Annotated in this window: 19 protein-coding genes; 17 read left to right on the top strand and 2 right to left on the bottom strand. The window is 31.7% G+C overall.

The annotated features are described in order from the left end of the window. The first annotated feature begins 75 nt into the window (after nt 1-75). The 8 genes from rsfS (at nt 76) to M9Q43_RS08030 (ending at nt 10,065) form a co-directional block, all read left to right on the top strand. Complete coding sequence (gene rsfS, locus M9Q43_RS08065) at nt 76-447, top strand: ribosome silencing factor (protein ID WP_262318426.1); 372 nt, start codon at nt 76-78, stop codon at nt 445-447. Nucleotides 448-455: 8 nt separating this feature from the next. Beyond that, on the top strand, nt 456-2,384 hold the full coding sequence (gene ftsH, locus M9Q43_RS08060) for an ATP-dependent zinc metalloprotease FtsH (RefSeq protein WP_262318425.1): 1,929 nt from the start codon (nt 456-458) through the stop codon (nt 2,382-2,384). Between the two features lie 106 nt (nt 2,385-2,490). After that, complete coding sequence (locus M9Q43_RS08055; RefSeq protein ID WP_262318424.1) at nt 2,491-3,102, top strand: lactate utilization protein; 612 nt, start codon at nt 2,491-2,493, stop codon at nt 3,100-3,102. 1 nt (nt 3,103) lies between these two features. Beyond that, the gene (locus tag M9Q43_RS08050; RefSeq protein WP_262318423.1) at nt 3,104-3,910 is read left to right on the top strand and encodes a phosphatidate cytidylyltransferase; all 807 of its coding nucleotides are present in this window, start codon (nt 3,104-3,106) and stop codon (nt 3,908-3,910) included. Then, nucleotides 3,900-4,553 (top strand): phosphatidylserine decarboxylase family protein, encoded by a 654-nt coding sequence (locus M9Q43_RS08045; RefSeq protein ID WP_262318422.1) that lies wholly within the window; start codon nt 3,900-3,902, stop codon nt 4,551-4,553. Before M9Q43_RS08050 ends, M9Q43_RS08045 begins: the two co-directional genes overlap by 11 nt. Next, nucleotides 4,554-4,841, top strand: a complete 288-nt coding sequence (locus tag M9Q43_RS08040) for an acyl-CoA-binding protein (RefSeq protein ID WP_262318421.1) — start codon at nt 4,554-4,556, stop codon at nt 4,839-4,841. It begins immediately after the preceding gene. Between the two features lie 3 nt (nt 4,842-4,844). Continuing rightward, on the top strand, nt 4,845-5,615 hold the full coding sequence (locus tag M9Q43_RS08035; protein ID WP_316044628.1) for a superoxide dismutase: 771 nt from the start codon (nt 4,845-4,847) through the stop codon (nt 5,613-5,615). A gap of 94 nt (nt 5,616-5,709) precedes the next feature. Then, nucleotides 5,710-10,065, top strand: a complete 4,356-nt coding sequence (locus M9Q43_RS08030; protein ID WP_262318420.1) for a T9SS type B sorting domain-containing protein — start codon at nt 5,710-5,712, stop codon at nt 10,063-10,065. A 62-nt stretch (nt 10,066-10,127) separates the two neighbouring features. On the opposite strand, the gene M9Q43_RS08025 is transcribed toward M9Q43_RS08030, so the two are convergent. Continuing rightward, nucleotides 10,128-11,060, bottom strand: coding sequence for a peptidylprolyl isomerase (locus tag M9Q43_RS08025; protein WP_262318419.1), 933 nt, complete (start codon nt 11,058-11,060; stop codon nt 10,128-10,130). 72 nt (nt 11,061-11,132) lie between these two features. On the opposite strand from M9Q43_RS08025, the gene M9Q43_RS08020 reads away from it, so the two are divergent. From M9Q43_RS08020 to M9Q43_RS08005, 4 genes are all read left to right on the top strand, one after another. Next, nucleotides 11,133-11,930 carry a class I SAM-dependent methyltransferase gene (locus M9Q43_RS08020; RefSeq protein ID WP_262318418.1) on the top strand — a complete coding sequence of 266 codons (798 nt, stop codon included), beginning with the start codon at nt 11,133-11,135 and terminating at the stop codon, nt 11,928-11,930. Between the two features lie 17 nt (nt 11,931-11,947). Continuing rightward, complete coding sequence (trmD, locus tag M9Q43_RS08015) at nt 11,948-12,625, top strand: tRNA (guanosine(37)-N1)-methyltransferase TrmD (protein ID WP_262318417.1); 678 nt, start codon at nt 11,948-11,950, stop codon at nt 12,623-12,625. Between the two features lie 139 nt (nt 12,626-12,764). Further along, the gene (rplS, locus tag M9Q43_RS08010; RefSeq protein WP_008257007.1) at nt 12,765-13,121 is read left to right on the top strand and encodes a 50S ribosomal protein L19; all 357 of its coding nucleotides are present in this window, start codon (nt 12,765-12,767) and stop codon (nt 13,119-13,121) included. A 156-nt stretch (nt 13,122-13,277) separates the two neighbouring features. Next, the gene (locus M9Q43_RS08005; protein WP_262318416.1) at nt 13,278-15,500 is read left to right on the top strand and encodes an NADP-dependent isocitrate dehydrogenase; all 2,223 of its coding nucleotides are present in this window, start codon (nt 13,278-13,280) and stop codon (nt 15,498-15,500) included. Nucleotides 15,501-15,542: 42 nt separating this feature from the next. Here the strand turns inward: M9Q43_RS08005 and M9Q43_RS08000 are convergent, their stop codons facing one another. Continuing rightward, on the bottom strand, nt 15,543-16,205 hold the full coding sequence (locus M9Q43_RS08000) for a hypothetical protein (protein WP_262318415.1): 663 nt from the start codon (nt 16,203-16,205) through the stop codon (nt 15,543-15,545). Between the two features lie 122 nt (nt 16,206-16,327). Here M9Q43_RS08000 and M9Q43_RS07995 point away from each other — a divergent pair, with 122 nt between their 5' ends. The 5 genes from M9Q43_RS07995 to uvrB all read left to right on the top strand — a co-directional run bounded on the left by M9Q43_RS07995 (nt 16,328) and on the right by uvrB (nt 23,537). Next, nucleotides 16,328-18,700, top strand: coding sequence for a TonB-dependent receptor (locus M9Q43_RS07995; RefSeq protein WP_262318414.1), 2,373 nt, complete (start codon nt 16,328-16,330; stop codon nt 18,698-18,700). 4 nt (nt 18,701-18,704) lie between these two features. Then, nucleotides 18,705-19,535 carry a DUF4249 domain-containing protein gene (locus M9Q43_RS07990; RefSeq protein ID WP_262318413.1) on the top strand — a complete coding sequence of 277 codons (831 nt, stop codon included), beginning with the start codon at nt 18,705-18,707 and terminating at the stop codon, nt 19,533-19,535. A gap of 89 nt (nt 19,536-19,624) precedes the next feature. Then, nucleotides 19,625-20,287 carry a thiamine diphosphokinase gene (locus tag M9Q43_RS07985; protein ID WP_262318412.1) on the top strand — a complete coding sequence of 221 codons (663 nt, stop codon included), beginning with the start codon at nt 19,625-19,627 and terminating at the stop codon, nt 20,285-20,287. 11 nt (nt 20,288-20,298) lie between these two features. After that, entirely contained in the window at nt 20,299-21,513 is a 1,215-nt protein-coding gene (locus M9Q43_RS07980) for an acyloxyacyl hydrolase (protein WP_262318411.1), read from the top strand. Between the two features lie 35 nt (nt 21,514-21,548). After that, nucleotides 21,549-23,537: an excinuclease ABC subunit UvrB gene (gene uvrB / locus M9Q43_RS07975; protein ID WP_262318410.1), complete on the top strand. Its 1,989-nt coding sequence runs from the start codon at nt 21,549-21,551 to the stop codon at nt 23,535-23,537.

Raw genomic sequence — 23,537 nt, 5'->3', positions numbered from 1 at the left:
CAAATTTTAATCTTGTGTTAAGGTTCAAAAATAATCACAAAAAATGATACCTTTGCATAAATTCAAAAATAATAAATGGCGAAGAAAAATATTAGCAATGATGATTTATTAGCAAACATCATCAAAGGGATTGAAGAAGTAAAAGGAGAAAATATTGATATTCTTGATTTAAGAGCAATTGATAACACAGTTTGTGATTACTTTGTAGTTTGTAACGGAAATTCAAACACACAAGTAAATGCAATTGTAGGTTCTATTCAAAAAATTGTTTCAAAAGAATTAAAAGATAAACCTTGGCATGTTGAAGGTGCCGAAAATGGTGAATGGGTTTTAATGGACTACGTTAATATTGTAGTACATGTTTTTCAAAAACACATTCGTGAATACTACCGAATTGAAAGTTTATGGGGTGATGCTAAAATCACAACTATCGAAACAAAATACTAAAATATTTTATGGCACAAAATAGCAACAATAATAATTCTGGCTTTAAATTTAGTCCATGGATGAGTATTGTACTTGTCCTAACGATTTTTTTTACAATCCAACTATTTACTAATGGATTTGATTTAAGTAATCCTGGCAAAACAAGTTTATCAAAATTTAATGAATTTTTAGAAGCTGGACAAGTTGATAGAGTAACATTTACCAACACAAAAGCTACTGTTTACCTTAAAAAAGAGGCCTTAACGGATAAAAGACATGAAAAAGTAAAAAATGATATTACTGACAAATTAAATGTCAAAGGACCTCATTATTACTTTGAGATTGGTGATTTAAAAGCTTTTCAAGAAAGCCTAGTAAATGCTCGTAAAACAAAACTTATAAATGATTTTGAAAAAGAACCTGAAAGCTTTTTAGGCGATTTAATCATCGGAATTATTCCAATATTATTATTAGTTGTTCTTTGGATTTTCATGATGCGAAGAATGTCTGGTGGCTCAGGTGGCGGAGGCGGACAAATTTTTAGTATTGGAAAATCAAAAGCAAAACTTTTTGATGAAAAGAACGACACAAGAACAACATTTGAAAACGTTGCTGGATTAGAAGGTGCAAAAGAAGAAATTCAAGAAATTGTTGAATTCCTTAAAAATCCAGAAAAATATACTTCAATTGGAGGAAAAATTCCAAAGGGAGCATTATTAGTTGGCCCTCCAGGAACAGGAAAAACATTATTAGCTAAAGCTGTTGCTGGTGAAGCAAAAGTGCCTTTCTTCTCTTTATCAGGATCAGATTTTGTTGAAATGTTTGTAGGGGTTGGAGCTTCTCGTGTTAGAGATTTATTCAAACAAGCTAAAGAAAAATCACCAGCGATTATTTTCATTGATGAAATTGATGCTGTAGGTAGAGCGCGTGGAAAAAACAACATGACAGGTGCAAATGACGAAAGAGAAAATACATTAAACCAATTACTGACAGAAATGGATGGTTTTGGAACCAATTCAAACGTAATTGTATTAGCTGCAACCAACAGAGCCGATGTTTTAGACAAAGCTTTATTGCGTGCAGGTCGTTTTGACAGACAAATTTATGTGGATTTACCAGACATCAGAGAACGTAAAGAAATTTTTGAAGTACATTTAAAACCTTTAAAAAAATCAGAAGAATTAGATACCGAATTTTTAGCAAAACAAACCCCTGGATTCTCTGGAGCTGATATTGCTAACGTGTGTAATGAAGCTGCTTTAATTGCTGCTCGTAAAGACAAAAAAGCGGTAGACAAACAAGATTTCCTAGACGCCGTTGACAGAATTGTAGGCGGTTTAGAAAAGAAAAATAAAATTGTTACTCCTGATGAAAAAAGAGCAATTGCTTTTCACGAGGCTGGTCACGCAACTGTAAGCTGGATGTTAGAACACGCTGCACCATTAGTAAAAGTTACAATTGTTCCTCGTGGACAAAGCTTAGGAGCAGCATGGTATTTACCAGAAGAACGATTAATTGTGAGACCTGACCAAATGTTAGACGAAATGTGTGCTACCATGGGAGGAAGAGCAGCTGAGAAAGTAATTTTTGATAAAATTTCAACAGGTGCATTGAGTGATTTAGAAAAAGTCACCCGTCAGGCAAGAGCAATGGTTACTATTTATGGCTTAAACGATAAACTTGGAAATATCACTTATTATGATTCAACAGGGCAATCAGATTATAATTTTTCAAAACCATATTCTGAAGATACTGCAAGAGTAATCGATTTTGAAATTTCTAAATTAATTGAAGAGCAATACCAAAGAGCAATTCATCTTTTAGAAACAAATAAAGAGAAATTAACACAATTAGCAAACATCTTAATTGAAAAAGAAGTAATCTTTAAAGATGATTTAGAAGCCATCTTTGGAAAAAGACCATTTGATAAAGAAGAAGAAATTCCAGTTATTGAATAATACTTATCAACAAAATAATCTTAATAAAAAACTCAGCGATTAAAGTAATTTGCTGAGTTTTTTTTTATCTTTGATTTTTACTATATAAATTACCTACTAAAAATAGATGAGCAGTCTTTTTAGAAAATTTTTCGGAACTTCAGGTGATGAGGCAGATAATGACAAAAAAAATGATGTCAAAAGTCCTTATGCACCAGATACTTCATTGCCTATAGATGAGCAATTTACAATGCATTTCAAAAATAATGGAGGAAAATTTATTTATTGTGAAAACTTAAATGAGGTTTCTGAAAATTTTGAAAATATATTAGCCGAAAATGATTGGTTTGAAAAAGAAGTAATCTGTTTTGATTCCAAACTTTTTAAACTATTAGAGGAAAACAGATTATCTCCAGATGGAAATAATGATAAAGCAACTTTTTTCTTAACTAGTTGTGAAAATTTAGTTGCTGATGAAGGTTCAATACTTTTTTCTTCCAACCAATTAAAACATTTTAAGCCAAATGAGTTGCCAACAAACATGATTGTTTTCGCAACAACAAGCCAAATTACTGGAACTAAAGGAGATGGTTTAAGACGTATTAAAAACGCACACGAAAAAAATTATCCAACAAATATTACAACCATAAAATACTTTGAAGAAGTAAAAGAGCAAGATTTTCTTCATTATGGAAGTTGTCATAAAAATCTCTACCTACTTCTTTTAGAAGATTTATAGAATGAACGAAACGCTGAAAAGAGCATTATCTGGAGCCGTTTACATAATTTTATTATTAGGCTGTATCTCTTACTCACAAGAAAGTTTAGCAATTCTTTTTGGTGTATTCTTGCTAATTGGTGTTTATGAATTTTGCAAAATAGCAGCTTTGAATTTATTTGTAAGTTTACCCATAGCAGCCATTTCATATTATTTTTTATGGAACAAAAGTCAAAATTTCACAATTAAAACGATAATTGTAAGTTTATCAATTATCATCTCAATTAAGCTTTTGTTATATTTGTTTAATACACAAAAAACCAACTTTAAAATTGCAACCAGATATTTATTATTAATTGGTTACATTATCATTCCTTTTGTCATTACAAACTATGTCGCAATTGGTAAAAATGGGTATAACCCAAAAATATTAATTTCTATTTTAATTCTCATCTGGGCAAATGATACATTTGCTTATTTAGTTGGGAAAAATTTCGGAAAAAATAAACTATTCCCAAGTGTTTCACCTAAAAAAACGATTGAAGGATTTGTAGGCGGAATGTTTTTTACCATTATTTCAAGTGTTTTATTGTCTAAATTTTATATAGAATCAAACATTTTGTACATTTGGATTATTATTGCAATAATTGTGAGTATTTTTAGCACTTTAGGCGATTTAATTCAATCAAAATTTAAACGCGTTGCAGGAATAAAAGATAGCGGAAAAATAATGCCAGGACATGGTGGTATTTTAGATCGATTAGATAGTATTATCTTTGTAATTCCGTTTATTAATTTGTTTTATTTAATTTTATATTATGTTTCATAAAGAAGGTTCAAAACTCATTTTTATTACGCTACTTTTAGTAGTTGGTATTATTTTTTTAGCAGATGCATTTGTATCAATTGAATGGCTAAGAACGCTTTTGTTTGTATTTGCAATTGTAATTTTAGTATTAGTACTCCAGTTCTTTAGAAATCCTACAAGAGTTGCAGATAATAGTGATAATCATATATTAGCTCCTGTTGATGGAAAAGTAGTTGTAATTGAAGAAGTATATGAGCCAGAATATTTTAAAGACAAACGTTTAATGGTTTCTATCTTTATGTCACCAATAAATGTACACGTAACACGTTATGCGCTAAACGGAATTGTAAAATATAGCAAATATCATCCAGGAAAATATTTAGTAGCTTGGCATCCAAAAGCGAGCGAAGAAAATGAAAGAACTACAGTGGTAATCAATAACAGAGTGTATGGTGAAGTAATGTATCGTCAAATTGCTGGAGCTTTGGCACGTAGAATTGTAAACTATGCACAAGAAGGTATGCGCGTAGTACAAGGAAAAGATGCTGGCTTCATCAAATTTGGCTCAAGAGTAGATTTATACTTACCTTTAGGAACAGAAGTTAATGTCAAAATTGGTGAAAAAGCAATTGGAAACAAAACAGTTATCTGTAAAAAAGCATAAATGAGCGAAAAAGATTTAAATACGTTATTTGACGAAGCATTTGCAAATGCACAATTGATTCCACAAGAATCAGTTCCGCAAGATATGCAATTGGTCTTGTATGGATTATACAAACAAGCTACTTCAGAAAGTACTAATAAATTATATTTTCAAAATCCACAAGATTTGCGAAATGCATTCAAATTTAATGCTTGGATGCAAGTTAAACATATTTCGGCTGATGAAGCCAAACAACAATATATTGAACTCATCAATCAATTAATGAAAGAGCGCAATATTAAATCATAAAAAATGAAAAAACTATTTATAATATCTTTTGCTCTAGTAAGCATTTTAGGCTGTAAAAAAGATAACGATTTAGTTGAAGTTCAAATTCCTGATCCAGAAGTTCCCGTTATACAAACTGCTTTTGGCAATCCAGCTGATGTAAAAGTAGATGAAGGTAGCATTTTTAAAATGAAAGGTTTAAAGTATTCATACGATGCTTTAGCACCTTTTATTGATGGTAGAACAATGGAAATTCATTATTCAAAACATCATTTAGGATATGCCAATAAATTAAATAAAGCAATTGTTGGTACTGATTTAGAAACCAAAACTATTGAAGAAATTCTAACAAAATTAGATATCAAAAATACTGCTCTAAGAAATAATGCAGGAGGATATTACAATCACAATTTATTTTTTGAAATTTTAAATCCAAAAGCAGGTGGAACACCATCAGGCGAATTAGCGCAAGCAATTACAACTGAATTTGGTTCATTTGACGAATTTCAGAAAAAAATAGCAGAAGTTGCCACAAATCAATTTGGAAGTGGTTGGGCTTGGTTAATAGTTACCAAAGAAGGAAAACTAGCTATAACAAGCACATCAAATCAAGACAATCCATTAATGCCTAATGCTGAAGTAAAAGGAACTCCTATATTAGCAATTGATGTTTGGGAACACGCTTATTATTTGAATTACCAAAACAAACGTGCTGATTATTTAACAGCAATTTTCAATGTTATTGATTGGAAAATTGTTGGTGAGAAATATACTACAATTATTTCACAATTATAACATTGCAATACGTCTAGAAAAACTTACATTTCGTCGATTTTTTAGTAATTTTTAATATAATTTTATATACATTTACGCATATAAATCTATCTATATGCAATCATTAAAATATTCAAGTTTAATTTTATTCTTTTCGCTTTTATTTAGTTCAACTATTCAATCGCAAATAGTCTCAGGAGAATCTTTCATGAAAGCTAATTATGTTGAGATTGGAGTCAATCAATATGGCATTTATGGAACTTCTAACAATGCCCCAACAGGCTATCATCCAAGATTAAATTCATCAGCAAGAAATTTAGGCTTTGTGGCAGATCCAGCAAAAGATGGTTGGACAGTTGGAACACCAACATATTACGGAGATTTTTTCTATCCTGGAACTCCACAAGAAGGATTTGCAGTTCAATTTAATGGGAATACATATAGAAACTGGAACATAGGTTTTTTTAATATCCCAGGTTCTAATTTATCACATGTAGTAGATGCTACAGGTGTAACATCAATATGGGAAGGAACTGTGAGTGGATTAAAAGTCAATCAAAAAACCTTTGCCCCACTAAATGAAGTTTTTTTTGTAGTGCGTATAGAATTAACAAATACTACTGGAGCTGATATGACTGATGTGTACTATATGAGAACATTAGATCCAGATAATGATGTAACCTTATCTTCTAATTATAGTACAATAAATGAAATTGTCTATGATTTACCTAATCCACAAAATAACACTTTAGTTTCTGCAACTGGAACTATGTATTCTGGTTCATACTTAGGTTTAGGAACTAAGGATTGTAGAGCAAACTCATTTATTTTATCTGGTGGTCTTAGCCCAGATTCTTTTACCCCAATAAATACAATTCATAGTCAGAGTGCATCAGGAATGATTTATACAGGAACATATACGAACGATGTTGGTATCGGGATAACCTACAATTTAGGAACAATTCCTGCAGGACAAACAAAAAGAATTGCGTTTACATATATCCTTAACGAAAGTGACTTAGATGTTGCTTTGAGTCAAACTCTTCCAGAAGCTTTTGCAAATACAACAACTCCAATTATTTCAGGAAGCAGTTATACATTCTGTGAAGGAGAAACAATTAATATGACAATTAACAATGGAGAAGATCAAGTATGGCAATGGTCTCCTGCTGAATATTTTTCTGCTCCTTTTGGAGAAAATGTTACACTTACAGTACCAAATACACCTGTAAACTTTACAATTAATGGTGTTTCAGATTGTAACCCAGTTGTGTATAATTTCACAATTAGTCCATCTGCTTTCCAAGCCAATTTGGAAGAAGAGTATCATGTTCTTTGCAGTGGTAGTAGCACAAGTCACAATCCAATGGATGGTGTTACGTCACCTACTTCGACCATAAATTGGTATGATGCTCCAACTGGCGGAACATTATTATCTTCAAGCTACACATTCAGTACACCTGTTCTTACAAATGCGAGCTCAACTCCAATTGAATATTTATATTATTTTCAAGAAACAACAGCAAGTGGATGTGTATCTGAAAGAATTCCATTTAGAATAAAAGTTTACAACACATTAAACATACCTGATTCTCAATTAAAAGTTTGTACTTTCGGAGTACCTTTGACACCCTTTAATTTATTGGACTACCAAAATATTGTTGAGCCAATTGATAATGCTACTTTTACATATTATGCATCTTTATCAGATTTAGCTAATAATATTCCTATTTCAAATCCTGCAAACTATACAAACACATCAAATAATCAAATTATTTATGTGAAAATTGAAGTTAATTCATCATGTTCGGATGTAGCTGAATTAACGTTACAAGTTTTTGAACAAATTGCTGTTACTCCAACTCAATTAAATGGTTGTGATGATGATTTTGATAATATCGCAGAATTTGATTTGACTCAAGCTAATAACTCAATAAATACAAATGCTGATTCTCAATTCTCATATTATTTAACTTTAGCAAATGCTCAAGATGATATCAATGAGATTACTAATTTCACTAATTATACAAATATTGTTGATCCACAAACTATTTATGTTAAGGCTTCTAACCCTAATTGTGAAAATATTACTCAAATAATATTAGATGTATTCGACAAACCTATCCTTAGTAATGGTACGTTGAATAGTTGTGAGGAAAACATTGATGGTACAGCAAATTTTGATTTAACTTCAGCTCAATCACAATTTAGTTCGGACACAAGTATAACTTATAACTATGCGACTTCATTAAGTGATTTACAGAATGGAATTTTAATTTCAAATACAACAAATTATACAAATACAAGCAATCCTCAAGTAATATTTGTCGAAGGATCAAATTCATTTGGTTGTAGTAATATTGTAGAATTAACACTTAACATACAACCTGTTACACGTTATACTATTTCAGATTTTAATAAATGTGATGACAATTTTGATGGATTTGTTGACTTTAATCTTAGTGATAAAGTTGCCGAAATGAATGCTATTCTTCCAGCAGGAACATATACTTTCACTTACCATACTTCAGAATTTAATGCACTAAATGGAATAAGTCCTTTACCAGTAAACTATACAAATACAATTACACCAGATGAAATTATCTGGGTAAAAGCCCAACCTACTTCTGGATGTCCAAAATTAATTAATTTCAAACTTCACGTATTAGCGCAAGCTGTTTTAACCAATGGTAGCCTGAGTAGTTGTGAAGAAAATCTAGGAGGTACTGCTAATTTTGATTTAACTGCTGCTCAGAGTCAATTTAGTTCTGATGCAACATTAAATTTTAACTATGCAACATCTTTAAGTAACTTACAAAATAATATTTTAATAACAAATACTACTAATTTTACAAATACAAGCAATCCTCAAATTATATATGTTGCAGGCTATAATGCAAACAATTGTAGTAATGTTATAGAATTAACATTAAATGTTTTGACCGTTAACAGATATTCCACAACCGATTTCAGAAAATGTGATGATGATTTTGATGGTTTTGTTAATTTTAACTTGAATGATAAAAATTCAGAAATAAATAGTCTTTTACCAACAGACACCTATTCATTTACTTATCATGCTACAGAACTTGATGCTTTAAACGGAATAAATACAATTGCTTCGAATTACACAAATACAATTTCACCCGAACAAATAATTTGGGTTAGAGCTATTGGAACATCTGGATGTCAAAAGTTAATAAGTATTAAGCTAATTGTGAGTCCAAGACCGGTTTTAACTAATGCAGTACTAAACAACTGTAAAGAAAACTTAGATGGAACTGCTAATTTTAATTTCATAGAAGCTCAACCATCATTTAGTTTAGACAATACACTAACATACAATTATGCAACTTCCGCTTTAAATCTTGCAAATGGTATTTATATAACAAATATAACTAACTTTACAAATACGAGTAACCCTCAAACAATTTATGCTGAGGCAACAACTGTATTTGGTTGTAAAAGTCTAGTAGAATTAACAATTAATGTTTTACCTGTTAATTCATACACTATTTCAGATTTTAACAAATGTGATGACGATTTTGATGGTTTTGTTTTATTTGATTTAACAGAGAAAGAAGCTGAGATGAATACCATTTTACCTTCAGATACTTACACATATACTTATTATTTATCAGAAATAGATGCTCTAAATGATACAAACGCTATTTCATCAAGTTTCACAAATACATTGGTTCCTGAACAAACAATTTTCGTTAGAGCTCAAGGAATAGGTTGTCCACACATCATAAGTTTTAAATTGATTGTTTTAATAAAACCATATTTAGTTATGACTCCAATTAGAGGGTTATGTGTTGGTGATACAATTGTATTAAATGCTGGAAATGGATTCGACACATACTTATGGTCAACAGGAGAAACAACTCAATCAATTTATGTAAATACTCCTGGAACGTATACAATAACAGTTGAAAATTTTTATGGAACATTTTCATGTTCTACGACTCAAACTATACAAGTTGTAGCTTCTGATATTGCCATAATAAATGATGTAGAAGTTGTTGATTTTACAAATAATGATAATAGTTTAACAATAATATATGAAGGTATTGGAGATCATTATGAATTCTCAATAAATGGAATTGATTATCAAGACTCACCTGTATTTGAAAACCTAGAAAGTGGTATTTACACTGTATATGTTAAAGATAAATATGGTTGTGGTATTGTCGATACAGAAGTTTATGTATTAATGTATCCTAATTATTTTACTCCAAATGGTGATGGTATAAATGACTATTGGAATATCAAATTTTCTAGTAAAGAACCAGAAATGACTGTTTCGATTTTTGATCGCTATGGCAAATTAATTAAAGTTTTAACCGGAACAAGTTATGGCTGGGATGGAACTTATAACGGAGAACAAATGCCTTCAACCGATTACTGGTTTCTAGTTAATAGAAAAGATGGAAAAGAATTCAGAGGACATTTCTCATTGAAAAGATAAAAACTAAAAAGGGTATTCAAAATTTGAATACCCTTTTTTAATATATTTAAGAAATAAATTAATTACTTCACATCCATTAATTCTACATCAAACACTAAAGTAGCATCAGGTGGTATAACTCCTCCTGCACCTCTAGAACCATATCCTAAATAAGAAGGAATCACAAAACGCGCTTTGTCACCTACTTTTAATAAAGCAATACCTTCGTCCCAACCTTCAATAACTTGCCCAACTCCTAATTGAAAATCGATTGGTTGTTTTCTCTTGTATGAAGAATCAAATACTTGTCCATTTTCTAATGCCCCTTGGTAGTGAACTGATACTTTTTTACCTTTTTCAGCTTGTTTACCACTTCCTTTTTGGATGATTTGGTAACGTAAGCCACTTTCAGTCTTTTGAAAACCAGCGGCTAATTTTTCCAAAGCTTCCTCTGCCATTTTTTTTTGCTCAGCAATTCTTTTCTCTCTTGAACCTTCAAATGTTCTGAAAGCTTCAACAGCATTCCATTTTTGAGCTTCTTCTCCTACTCTAATGATTTCAATACTTTCCAAAGCATCGTCACCCTCAACGGCATCAACAACATCTTGTCCTTCTACAACATGTCCAAAAACAGTATGTTTTCCATCTAACCAATTTGTTGGAACATGTGTAATAAAAAATTGAGAACCATTAGTTCCAGGTCCAGCGTTTGCCATAGACAAAACGCCTGGCTTGTCATGTTTTAAATTTGGGTGAAACTCATCGTCAAAGTTGTAACCAGGACCACCTGTTCCTTGCCCTTGAGGACAACCACCTTGTATCATAAAATCAGGAATTACACGGTGAAATTTCAATCCATCATAATAAGGTTTCCCCATTGGACGAGCCGAATTTTCTAATTGACCTTCTGCTAATCCTACGAAGTTACCTACCGTTCCTGGCGTTAAATCGTGCGTTAATTTTACTAAAATAGCACCTTTAGCTGTGTTAAATTTAGCGTATATTCCGTTTTCCATTGTTTTGATTTTTAATTTAAAGATGCAAAATTACAAAATAAATAGTAGATTTGATATACTTATTTGAATACTATGGAAGCTAAAGATTATATCAACATCAATAAAGAAACTTGGAACAACAAAGTTGATGTGCACATTGACTCTGATTTTTACGATATGGAAGGTTTTCTAAAAGGAAAATCAACCTTAAACAGTATCGAATTAGATTTACTTGGCGATGTTTCTGGAAAAAGGGTTTTACACTTACAATGTCATTTTGGTCAAGACACCATGACTTTTTCAAGAATGGGAGCTAAAGCAACGGGCGTTGATTTATCAGACAAAGCCATTGAAAGAGCTCGAGAAATCAATGAAAAATTAAATTTAGATGCTACTTTTGTTTGCTGTGATATTTATGACGCACCCAATCATTTAGACGAAAAATTTGATATTGTTTTTACCAGTTATGGCACCATAGGTTGGTTTCCAAATTTAGACAAATGGGCTAAGGTGATCTCTCATTTTTTAAAACCTGGTGGAAAATTTGTTATGGCCGATTTTCATCCCGTAGTTTGGATGTTTGATAACGATTTCAAAGAAGTGTTTTATAATTATTTCAATACGGAAGAAATTATTGAGGATGAATCGGGCACATATGCTGATAGATATGCAGAAATTGCAGCACAAACGGTTACTTGGAATCACCCCACCTCAGAACTTTTAAATGCTTTGATTACAAACAACTTGGAATTAAATTGTTATAACGAATTTGATTATTCTCCATACAATTGCTTCAATCAAACCGAAGAATTTCAGCCGAATAAATTCCGAATCAAACATTTGGGAAACAAAATTCCAATGGTGTATTCGCTTTCGGCAACTAAAAAATAATCTACTATCTTTGCACCATGCGAATTGATATTATTACAGTTTTACCCGAATTAATGCGAAGTCCATTTGAGGCTTCCATTATGAAACGTGCCATTGAAAAAGGTTTGGTGGAAGTTCATTTTCACAATTTAAGAGACTACACTACAAACAAACAAAGAAGTGTCGACGATTATCAGTTTGGTGGTGGAGCTGGAATGGTGATGTCTGTACAACCCATTGACGCCTGTATTTCGAAACTAAAAAACGAAAGAACTTACGACGAAATCATTTATATGACTCCGGATGGGGAAACCTTGAATCAAAAAATGGCAAATTCAATTTCGATGTATGAAAATATATTGATTTTGTGCGGTCATTATAAAGGTGTGGACCAAAGAGTTCGAGATATGCACATTACACGCGAAATTTCAATTGGTGATTATGTATTGAGCGGTGGCGAAATTGGTGCTATTGTGTTTTGCGATGCCATTATCCGATTGATTCCGGGTGTTTTAAGTGACGAAACTTCGGCATTGACCGATAGCTTTCAAGATAACTTGCTATCACCTCCTATTTACACTAGACCAGCCGACTACAACGGATTAAAAGTTCCAGAAGTTTTATTAAGTGGGAATTTCGCCAAAATCGAAAAATGGCGAGAAGATATGGCGTACGAACATACAAAAAACAGAAGACCAGATTTGTTGGAAGAATAAAAAACAGCATTATTAATAAAATTTATCAATTATAAATTGTTAATTATAAATTTATTTTCTTAATTTTGCACCCACTTTGAATCAACCTCTGGCGATAGACGTGTATGTTGCTTTGAATCAAACATTTATAATTAAGACTATGTCAAATTTAGTTGATTTCGTGAATAGCGAATTTGTTACAAAAAAAGATTTCCCTGCTTTCGGAGCTGGTGATACTATCACTGTATACTACGAAATTAAAGAGGGTGAAAAAACAAGAACTCAGTTCTTCAAAGGAGTTGTAATCCAAAGAAGAGGTACTGGAGCAACTGAAACTTTTACAATTCGTAAAATGTCAGGTTCTGTTGGTGTTGAGCGTATCTTCCCAGTAAACTTACCAGCTTTACAAAAAGTTGAAGTGAACCAAAGAGGTAAAGTTCGTAGAGCTCGTATCTACTACTTTAGAGACCTTACAGGTAAAAAAGCAAAAATTAAAGAAAGAAGATACAAAAACTAATTTGTACGTTCTCAAGTATAAAAAGCCACAACAATGTTGTGGCTTTTTTTGTTGAATTTTATGCAAGATTTAAGCATTTATCATAAATTATTTCTTTCAAAATTCCTATATTTGGCAGATTTAACAAACTATATTCAAATATAATACATAACATTCATGTCTAACCAATCTAAAATAATGTATACCATTACGGATGAGGCGCCAATGTTGGCAACACATTCGTTTTTACCTATTGTAAAAGCCTTTACAAAACCCGCAAACATTGCTATAGAAACTAGAGATATTTCATTAGCAGGAAGAATTTTATCAAACTTTCCAGAGTTTTTAAAAGAAGATCAAAAAATTGGTGATGCACTTACCGAATTAGGACAACTAGCTAATACTCCAGAAGCAAACATTATCAAATTACCAAATATTTCTGCTTCGATTCTTCAATTAAAAGAAGCAATTACTGAATTACAATCACAAGGTTTCAATATTCCAAACTATCCTGAAGAACCACAAAACGATACTGAAAAAGAAATTAAAGCAAAATATGCTAAAGTTTTAGGTTCAGCTGTAAATCCTGTGTTACGTGAAGGAAACTCTGACCGTAGAGCCCCAAAAGCTGTAAAAAACTATGCAAAAGAAAACCCACACAGAATGGGAACTTGGGCTTCAGACAGTAAAACCGAAGTAGCTCACATGAATTCAGGTGATTTCTACGGAACGGAAAATTCTACAACAGTTGAAAAAGATGGAAAATTTAGAATTGTTTTCACTGCTGAAAATGGAACAACTTCTGTTTTAAAAGATTTTGCTAATTTAAAAGCTGGTGAAGTTATTGATAGTTCAGTGATGAGCTTGAATGCTTTAAAACAATTCACTAAAGCAACTATTGCTGATGCTAAAGCAAAAAACGTAATGCTTTCTGCTCACTTAAAAGCAACAATGATGAAAATTTCTGATCCAATTATTTTTGGAGCTATCGTTGAAACTTTCTTTGCTGATGTTTATACTAAATATGCTGACCTATTCAAATCGTTAGACATTAATCCAAATAATGGATTACAAGATTTATACAATAAAATTGTTGGAATTCCGCAAGAAGCTGAAATCAAACAAGCTATCGCCGATGCTTTAACAAACGGACCACGTGTAGCTATGGTAAATTCAGAAAAAGGAATTACTAACTTCCACGTTTCTTCTGACGTAATTGTTGATGCTTCTATGGCTGCTTTAGCGCGTAGTGGTGGAAAAATGTGGAATGCAGAAGGAAAAGAAGAAGATACCATCGCTATTATTCCAGACCGTTCTTATGCAGGTTTCTATTCGGCTTGTATTGATGAAATGAAGCAAAATGGTGCTTTAGACCCAAAAACAATTGGTTCAGTTCCAAATGTTGGATTAATGGCTCAAAAGGCAGAAGAATATGGTTCTCACGATAAAACATTCCAATTAAAAGAAAACGGAATTGTAAACGTGGAAGACGAAAATGGAAACGTTTTATTATCTCAAAAAGTAGAAGCGGGTGACATTTTTAGAATGTGTCAAGTAAAAGACGCTCCTATTCAGGATTGGGTAAAATTAGCGGTTAACAGAGCGAGATTATCAGATACTCCAGCTATTTTCTGGTTAGATAAAGACAGAGCACACGATAGAGAAATCATCAAAAAAGTTGAGAAATACTTAAAAGATTACGATACAACTGGCTTAGACATTCGTATTATGGATGTTAAAGATGCCATGAAAGAAACATTGCGAATCATCCGTCAAGGAAAAGATGTGATTTCAGTTTCTGGAAACGTATTACGTGATTACTTAACCGACTTATTCCCTATTTTAGAATTAGGAACTTCAGCAAAAATGTTATCAATCGTTCCATTAATGAACGGTGGTGGATTGTTCGAAACAGGTGCTGGTGGATCAGCTCCAAAACACGTTGAGCAATTTATTGAAGAAGGATATTTACGTTGGGATTCATTAGGTGAACTCTTAGCATTACAAGCTTCTTTAGAGCATTTAGCACAAACGCAAAACAATGAAAAGGCGCAAGTTTTAGCAGATACTTTAGATGAAGCGAATGCAAAATTCTTAGCAGAAGACAAATCTCCTGCAAGAAAAATTGGCGAAATAGATAACAGAGGTTCACATTTCTATTTAGCATTTTATTGGGCACAAGCATTAGCTAACCAAACTAAAGATGCTGAATTGAAAGCAATTTTTACTCCTATTGCAACTGAATTTACTGCAAACGAAGTTAAAATTAATTCTGAATTAATTGCCGCCCAAGGTAAAGAACAAAAAATTGGAGGTTACTATCATCCAAGTTTTGAGTTAACAGAAAAAGCTATGCGTCCGAGTACAACTTTAAATACTATTTTAGCAAAGCTAAATTAATTTAGATTTTATATAAAAAAATAAAGCAGCCAAATGGTTGCTTTATTTTTTTTCAATTGGTTTGATATATTCGATTAAAAACTTAGCAGCTAAACCAGTATTTAAGTTCCAATCATTAGTTGTAATCAAATTGTTATTCCCATCATATAAAGCAAACGTTGCTGTATTTGGTCCTGATAATCCTTGATTTAACGCTAAAATATCCAATAAATTATCGCCTTCTTTTAAATCAACCGTATGTGTTTTAAAAGAACTTTCTAATTCAATTACTAAAATCACCACAACATCATCAACAATAACTCTAACTTTATCACCATCAGGATCCATGTGATCTCTAGTTTTGATAATCAAGGTTGGTGTATTAACAACAAATTTTCCAAAAAAAACATCTACTTTACTTCCTTCAGCAATTTCTTTATTTAATTTGTTTTTGTATTCGTCACCAGGATTTTTAAAATCAGATTTTTTTTCTAAAACACTGGTTTTTTGATTGTCTTTTTTAAGAACAGAATACCGTTTTAAATAAGAATCATCTTTTTCCAAAATACTCTTGTACTCAATTCCTGGCGAAGTAGAAGTTGGCTCTACTATGTCAGGTGCATCCCAATTTAATTTCAACTTTGTTGTTTTAAAAGGTGTATCTTTTTGTGCCCAACTCCATTGAACGCTACAACAAACTATAAGTAAAATGATTTTGAAATTCATTGGGTTTATTTTCTTAGAAAGTAAAATTAAAATTTTTATCAGTATTTAATCACAAATTAACATTTGTTTTAAACTTTAACTAAATTTAATGTTGAAATTTGTATAACAAAAACTATGCTGAAATGATTTTAAAATTCAAACTTTTTACAATTTTTATATTTTTTACCATTTTTAGCTATTCGCAAGAAAAAATAACGCTAAGCGGTGTTATTTCTGATGGGAAAAATAATGAAACCTTAATTGGCGTTTCTGTTTATATTAGCGAATTAAAAGTTGGAACCTATACCAATGAGTATGGTTTTTATTCCTTAACAATTCCAAAAGGAACCTACACAGTTCAAACCGATTATTTAGGATATAGTTCGGCGGTCGAAAAAATAGATTTGAATCAAAGTACAAAGAAAAATTTCAGCCTTCTTGAAACAACTACCGAATTAAACGAAGTGATTTTAGTTGAGAACACCTATAAAACTAAAATTAAAAAACCCGAAATGAGCGTTACAAAATTGTCAATTAACACCATTAAACAAATGCCTGTTTTACTAGGCGAAGTTGATATTATCAAATCGCTTTTATTTCTGCCTGGTGTTACTAATGCTGGTGAAGGACAATCGGGATTTAATGTTCGTGGTGGTGGTGCCGATCAAAATTTAGTACTTTTAGACGAGGCTACATTGTATAATACTTCTCACGTTTTTGGATTGTTTTCAGTATTTAATCCAGATGCAATTAAAGATTTATCGCTATACAAGGGTGGAATTCCTTCCCGATTTGGCGGAAGAGCATCCTCTGTATTAGATATTTATCAAAAAGATGGAAATAGTAATAAATTCAGCATGAATGGTGGAATTGGACTAATTTCGAGTAGGTTATTAGCTGAAGGTCCAATTATAAAAGATAAAAGTTCGTTTATTGTTGCTGGAAGAGGTTCTTATGCTCACTTATTTTTAAAATTTACAGACAATAAAAATGTGGCTTATTTCTATGATTTGAACACAAAAATCAATTATAAAATCAACAGCAACAACAATCTTTATTTATCTGGATATTTTGGAAGAGATATTTTTTCATTGAGTGAATCTTTTACGAATACGTATGGAAATTCAACTATTAATTTGAGATGGAATCATTTATTTTCAGATAAACTTTTTTCTAATCTTTCTTTAATTTATAGCGATTATTATTATGGCTTAGATTTAGATTTTATTGGATTTACTTGGGAATCTGGTATTAAAAATTACAACATCAAATATGATTTCAAATACTATCTTTCGGATAAAATGAAACTGAATTTTGGAACCAATTTGAATTATTACGACTTAAATCCAGGAACAATTAGTCCATTGAATGATGAATCTTCTATCAATTATAAACAATTGGATAAAAAGTTTGCACTTGAAACTGGAATTTATGCTGAAATGGAACAAACGCTTTCAAAAAAACTGAATGTTTCTTACGGATTTCGCTACAGTTCTTTTTACAGATTAGGAAGTTCTACCATAAATTATTACGCAAATAATCAGGCAGTTGTGTATGACGAAGAATTAAAAATTTATGAAAAAGGAACACCAATTTCAACAAAATATTTTGGAAAAAACAAAACCATTGCCGATTATTCAAATTTTGAACCAAGATTAACAATTGCATACGAAATAAATGATAATCAATCGGTTAAAGCCAGTTATAATCGTATGACACAATACATGCAATTGGTTTCAAATACTGCTTCGCCTACGCCATTAGACGTTTGGACGCCAAGCGATAATTACATTAAACCACAAATTGCAGATCAAATCGCGATTGGTTATTTTAGAAATTTTCAAAAAGGAGATTATTCACTGGAGGTTGAGAGTTACTATAAAAAAGTCAAAAACCGTATCGATTATATTGATGGAGCCGACTTAATAGCGAATGAAGCAATCGAACAAGTTATTTTAAACGGAAGAATGCGTTCGTATGGTTTAGAAGTTTTGTTCCGAAAAAACTCGGGTGATTTCAATGGTTGGGTTGCCTATACTCTTTCACGTTCAGAACAACAAACACCCGGAAGGACTCCTACAGAGATTGGAATTAACAATGGTGATTGGTACCGATCGGCTTACGATAAGACCCACAATTTAGCCGTAACTGGAAGTTATAAATTGAATCAAAAATGGACTTTTGGTGCAAATTTTACCTTACAAACGGGGCAACCTGTAACCTTTCCAACAGGAAAATACGTTTTCCAAGGTGTAACAATTCCAAGTTATAATTCACGAAACGAAGATAGATTACCAGCTTATCATCGTTTGGATATTTCGGCAACTTTGACGCCAAAACACAAAGAAAAACACAAATACAAACGTGAATGGGTTTTTGGAATTTACAACTTGTACAGTAGATACAATGCGGCTTCCATCAGCTTTAGACAAAATTCTGAAACAGGTAATAACGAAGCTGTAAAACTTTCTATTTTCGGAATTGTTCCTTCGGTATCTTATAATTTTAAATTTTAATCTAATGAAAAAAACAACTTTATATATCTCATTTTTATTACTTATAACTCTTTTTTCAAGTTGCGAAAAAGTAGTAGATATTGACTTGAATAATGCGGAACCAAAATTAGTAATTGATGCAATTATAAAATGGCAAAAAGGCACTTCAGGTGAAAATCAAACCATAAAATTAAGTTTAACAAACGATTTTTATACCAATGATATTTTACCAGCTTCTGGTGCTGTTGTAAAAGTAATTAACAGTGGCGGAACCGAATTTGACTTTCTAGAAACTGTTCCAAATTCTGGCGAATATATTTGCACGAATTTTGTTCCAGTAATTGATGAAACCTACACCTTAGCTATACAGTATGATAGTCAATTTTATAGAGCATCGAGTAAATTATTTGCAACTCCAGAAATTATTAATATTACTCAAGAAACCGTTCAAGGAATCACAGGTGAAGATGAAATTGAAATAAAATATTTTTATCAAGATAATGGAGCTGAAGATAATTATTATTTATTAGGCGTTAAAAACCCTAACAAACAAATCCCTGAATTTGGTGTTGTGAGCGATGAGTTTTTTCAAGGAAATGTAATGTTTGGATTTTATGGAAGCAGTGAAACAGAACCTGGAATAACACTAGGATTAAGTGTTCAAGGCATATCCATTGGTTATTACAACTACATGAATAAACTAATTGCAATTGCTGGAAGTGGTTCTGGAAATCCATTTGCAACTCCACCAGCTACTGTAAGAGGAAATATTGTCAATGAAACTAGTACTGATGATTTTCCGTTAGGTTACTTTTTCCTTGGTGAAATTGACGCAATTGATTATTTGGTTCAGTAATTTTTAAGTTCAATTGAAAAATTCAAATTTGACATTGTTCTTGCACTTAATTTTTTTAAACGATATATTTACGGCATTAAATCTTAAAAATGTCATCACACCACATCGTTCGCGACGACCAAGAACCTGCATTAATTATTGCTAACGGTGCATCGTGTAGCGAAGAGTTAATGGGTCAACTATTAGAATGGTCGCCGTTAGTAATTGTTTTAGATTCGGCAATTGAACGCGTGTTAGAATTAGGCATTAAAGTTGATGTTTTATTGGGCGATTTCGATAGAGGTTTCAATCCAGAATATTACTTAGAAAAACAATATCCGTTAGAAATTGTTCATACACCTAATCAAGAGAAAACTGATTTAGAAAAAGCATTTGATTATTTGATTGATAAAGGTCATAAGGCAGTAAACGTAATTTGGGCAACCGGAAAACGTGCTGATCATACTATTACAAATATTACAAACATTGTAGCCTATCGCAATCAGCTAAAAATTGTTATTATTGATGATCACTCTAAAGTATTTTTATTACCTAATAAATACGATAAATGGTATATTGCAAATACGACATTATCATTAATTCCGATTGGAAAAGTAAGCGGAATTACAACAAAAAATTTATTTTATCCACTTAATAACGAAGAACTTACCATAGGATATCGTACTGGAAGTAGCAATCATGTCACTGAAGACGGAATTGTTTCAATTGTTCATGAAAAAGGCGATTTACTCTTAATGGAATGTTGGGATTAAACAGTTAGCCTATGAATTTTAAAAAATTACTCTTTATAATTGTATTATGTTATTTGATTATACCTAAATCATTTTCACAAACAACATTTAATGCAGAATACGTTTTAGGAAAAACATCTCCAGCCAATGAATTTTTTCCAGAACTAAAAACAAATCAAACACTTAGTATTTCAGTTGGAAAAAAACACTTTTCTGAAGAAGCTTGGGTTCAATCACTCCAAAATCCTGAAACTGGAATACTTTTTCAATATAGTAATTATGGAAATAATGAATTTGTTGGATCTTCTTACAGTGTAATGCCATATTTAGAAGTGCCTTTATTTAATTCAAAAACCAAAAAATTACATCTAAATTCAGCAATTGGCGCTTCTTATTTTGATAAAAATTTTGATGATGGAAAAAATTGGCAGAACAAAGCTATCTCTACAAAAATAACTTGGGCATACAGAATGTTTTTATATTATTCGCTTTTCTCAAATAATAGTTTTAATACTAGGGCAAGTTTAGGATATTCACATCATTCAAATGGACATGTTAAATGGCCTAATCAAGGCTTAAATACATTTTCAATCGGTTTAAACTTTAAATTTAATTCAAAACCAATCGAAACAATTACAAGTTCAATCGATAACATAGATACTAAACCTAAATCATTTTATCATTTTAAAGCAGGAATTGGTCAACAATCATTATATCGATTAGAGAATTCGAGAAAAGAAGTTTATTCAACATCGTTTGCCTATGGAAAAATCTATAAAAACACCTACAAAATTGGAATTGGTTTATTTTATAAATTCTATGAAAATTATTACGACTATATCAAAGATGAAAAATATTTAGTCAATGAAGACTATCCAAACTTAAAGAAAAATCCATTTTACAACTCATCTGCATACGGATTATTCATAAATGGAGAAATTCTTATGAATCATTTTGCCTTTGAAGCAGAAATTGGAATTAATATAGACAAGCCATTCTATAAAATTGATTACAGATTAAACAATGAAATTTATGTTCCTGAAACAGATAACTATAAACCAAGTGAATTAGATAATTACTATTGGTTTAAACGTTTCATTTCTGGCAAATTAGGGCTAAAATATTATCTATTAAACACTAAAAATTTCCCTAAACACAATTTTTCTATTGGAGCCTATATTTGTAGTAATTTGGGTCAGGCCGATTATAGCGAAATTAGTATGGGATACACTTACATTATTCATTAAAATATATAGTACTTTTGTAAAAATAGAAGCTTTAAATGAAATTCCAAGTCGTATCTGATTATAAACCAACCGGTGACCAACCACAAGCTATTGAAAAACTTTCAAAAGGCATTATCAATGGTGAAAAGTACCAAACTTTATTAGGAGTTACAGGTTCTGGAAAAACATTTACTGTAGCAAATGTGGTACAAGAAGTACAAAAACCGACTTTAGTTTTAGCACATAACAAAACACTTGCAGCACAATTATATTCCGAATTTAAGCAGTTTTTTCCGAATAATTCGGTGCAATATTTCGTTTCATATTACGATTATTATCAGCCAGAGGCTTTTATTCCCGTTACTGGAACTTATATTGAAAAAGATTTATCAATTAATGAAGAGTTAGAAAAACTACGATTAAGTACTACTTCTGCCCTACTTTCGGGCCGACGTGATATTATTGTAATTTCCTCGGTTTCTTGTTTGTACGGAATTGGAAATCCAGTTGAATTCCAAAAAAACGTAATCAATTTAGAAACAGGTCAGGAAATTTCTCGTACTAAACTACTGCATCAATTAGTGCAAAGTTTATATTCAAGAACCGAAGCCGATTTTAATCCCGGAAATTTCAGAATCAAAGGTGATATTGTCGAAATCTTCCCAAGTTATGGTGATGAACCATTCCGAATTCACTTTTTTGGCGATGAAATTGAAGAAATTGAAGCCTTTGATGCACGAACTGCTAAGGTTTTAGAACGTTATGAAAAACTAACAATTTATCCTGCGAATATGTTTGTGACTTCACCTGATGTTTTGCAAAACGCCATTTGGGCTATCCAACAAGATTTGGTCAAACAAGTCGATTATTTCAAAGAAATTGGCAAACATTTAGAAGCAAAACGATTAGAAGAACGTACCAATTTCGATTTAGAAATGATTCGCGAATTAGGATATTGCTCAGGAATTGAAAACTATTCGCGTTATTTAGATGGTCGTGAACCTGGAACAAGACCATTCTGTCTATTGGATTATTTTCCAGATGATTTTTTAATGGTTGTTGATGAAAGTCACGTAACCATTTCTCAAGTTCATGCTATGTATGGAGGCGATAGAAGTCGTAAAGAAAACTTAGTAGAATATGGTTTTAGATTACCCGCAGCAATGGACAATCGCCCCTTGAAATTTGAAGAATTTGAAGCTCTGCAAAACCAAGTGGTGTATGTTTCAGCAACTCCTGCAGATTACGAATTGCAAAAGTCTGAGGGCGTTTATGTAGAACAAGTTATTCGTCCAACAGGGTTGCTTGACCCAATTATTGAAGTTAGACCAAGTGCCAATCAAATTGACGATTTAATAGAAGAAATTCAGTTGCGATGTGAAGCAGATGAACGCGTTTTGGTAACAACTTTGACCAAACGTATGGCTGAAGAATTAGCTAAATATTTGACCAAAGTTTCGATTCGTTGTCGCTATATTCACTCGGATGTAGATACTTTGGAGCGTGTGGAAATCATGCAAGATTTACGTAAAGGTGTTTTTGATGTGCTAATTGGTGTTAATTTATTACGTGAAGGTTTGGATTTACCAGAAGTTTCCTTAGTTGCTATTTTAGATGCCGATAAAGAAGGTTTCTTGCGTAGTCATCGTTCGTTAACGCAAACTGTAGGTCGTGCTGCACGTAATGTGAATGGAAAAGCGATTATGTATGCTGATAAAATTACAGCTTCTATGCAAAAAACTATTGATGAAACTATATACCGAAGAGAAAAACAAACACGTTACAATACTGAAAATAATTTACAGCCAAAAGCATTAAATAAAAGTTTAGGAAGTGCTTTGAGTGGAAATTCTGTTTCAACAGGTTATTTTGAGAAAGAAGCACTAAAAGCTGCAGAACCAGAAAGTTTATACTTGAGTAAACCCGAAATTGAGAAAAAAATCAGAGATTTACGTAAAATGATGGAAAAAGCCGCTAAAGAATTAGACTTTATGCAAGCCGCCAAATTACGAGATGACATAAAAATATTACAAGATAAATTATAA

The sequence above is a fragment of the Flavobacterium odoriferum genome, from assembly GCF_025499515.1.
GTDB lineage: Bacteria > Bacteroidota > Bacteroidia > Flavobacteriales > Flavobacteriaceae > Flavobacterium > Flavobacterium odoriferum.
Note: the sequence above shows the minus strand (reverse complement) of the source record. Positions and strands in the feature narration are given on the sequence as shown.

Excerpts from the sequence above, each read along its gene's own strand:
- rplS (WP_008257007.1), top strand. The coding sequence starts at position 12,765 with ATGTCAAATTTAGTTGATTTCGTGAATAGCGAATTTGTTACAAAAAAA.
- M9Q43_RS08045 (WP_262318422.1), top strand. The coding sequence starts at position 3,900 with ATGTTTCATAAAGAAGGTTCAAAACTCATTTTTATTACGCTACTTTTA.
- M9Q43_RS08050 (WP_262318423.1), top strand. The coding sequence starts at position 3,104 with ATGAACGAAACGCTGAAAAGAGCATTATCTGGAGCCGTTTACATAATT.
- M9Q43_RS08040 (WP_262318421.1), top strand. The coding sequence starts at position 4,554 with ATGAGCGAAAAAGATTTAAATACGTTATTTGACGAAGCATTTGCAAAT.
- M9Q43_RS08035 (WP_316044628.1), top strand. The coding sequence starts at position 4,845 with ATGAAAAAACTATTTATAATATCTTTTGCTCTAGTAAGCATTTTAGGC.
- M9Q43_RS08005 (WP_262318416.1), top strand. The coding sequence starts at position 13,278 with ATGTCTAACCAATCTAAAATAATGTATACCATTACGGATGAGGCGCCA.
- M9Q43_RS08025 (WP_262318419.1), bottom strand. The coding sequence starts at position 11,060 with ATGGAAAACGGAATATACGCTAAATTTAACACAGCTAAAGGTGCTATT.
- M9Q43_RS08055 (WP_262318424.1), top strand. The coding sequence starts at position 2,491 with ATGAGCAGTCTTTTTAGAAAATTTTTCGGAACTTCAGGTGATGAGGCA.
- M9Q43_RS07995 (WP_262318414.1), top strand. The coding sequence starts at position 16,328 with ATGATTTTAAAATTCAAACTTTTTACAATTTTTATATTTTTTACCATT.
- M9Q43_RS07985 (WP_262318412.1), top strand. The coding sequence starts at position 19,625 with ATGTCATCACACCACATCGTTCGCGACGACCAAGAACCTGCATTAATT.
- rsfS (WP_262318426.1), top strand. The coding sequence starts at position 76 with ATGGCGAAGAAAAATATTAGCAATGATGATTTATTAGCAAACATCATC.
- trmD (WP_262318417.1), top strand. The coding sequence starts at position 11,948 with ATGCGAATTGATATTATTACAGTTTTACCCGAATTAATGCGAAGTCCA.
- M9Q43_RS08000 (WP_262318415.1), bottom strand. The coding sequence starts at position 16,205 with ATGAATTTCAAAATCATTTTACTTATAGTTTGTTGTAGCGTTCAATGG.
- ftsH (WP_262318425.1), top strand. The coding sequence starts at position 456 with ATGGCACAAAATAGCAACAATAATAATTCTGGCTTTAAATTTAGTCCA.
- uvrB (WP_262318410.1), top strand. The coding sequence starts at position 21,549 with ATGAAATTCCAAGTCGTATCTGATTATAAACCAACCGGTGACCAACCA.
- M9Q43_RS07990 (WP_262318413.1), top strand. The coding sequence starts at position 18,705 with ATGAAAAAAACAACTTTATATATCTCATTTTTATTACTTATAACTCTT.
- M9Q43_RS08020 (WP_262318418.1), top strand. The coding sequence starts at position 11,133 with ATGGAAGCTAAAGATTATATCAACATCAATAAAGAAACTTGGAACAAC.
- M9Q43_RS07980 (WP_262318411.1), top strand. The coding sequence starts at position 20,299 with ATGAATTTTAAAAAATTACTCTTTATAATTGTATTATGTTATTTGATT.
- M9Q43_RS08030 (WP_262318420.1), top strand. The coding sequence starts at position 5,710 with ATGCAATCATTAAAATATTCAAGTTTAATTTTATTCTTTTCGCTTTTA.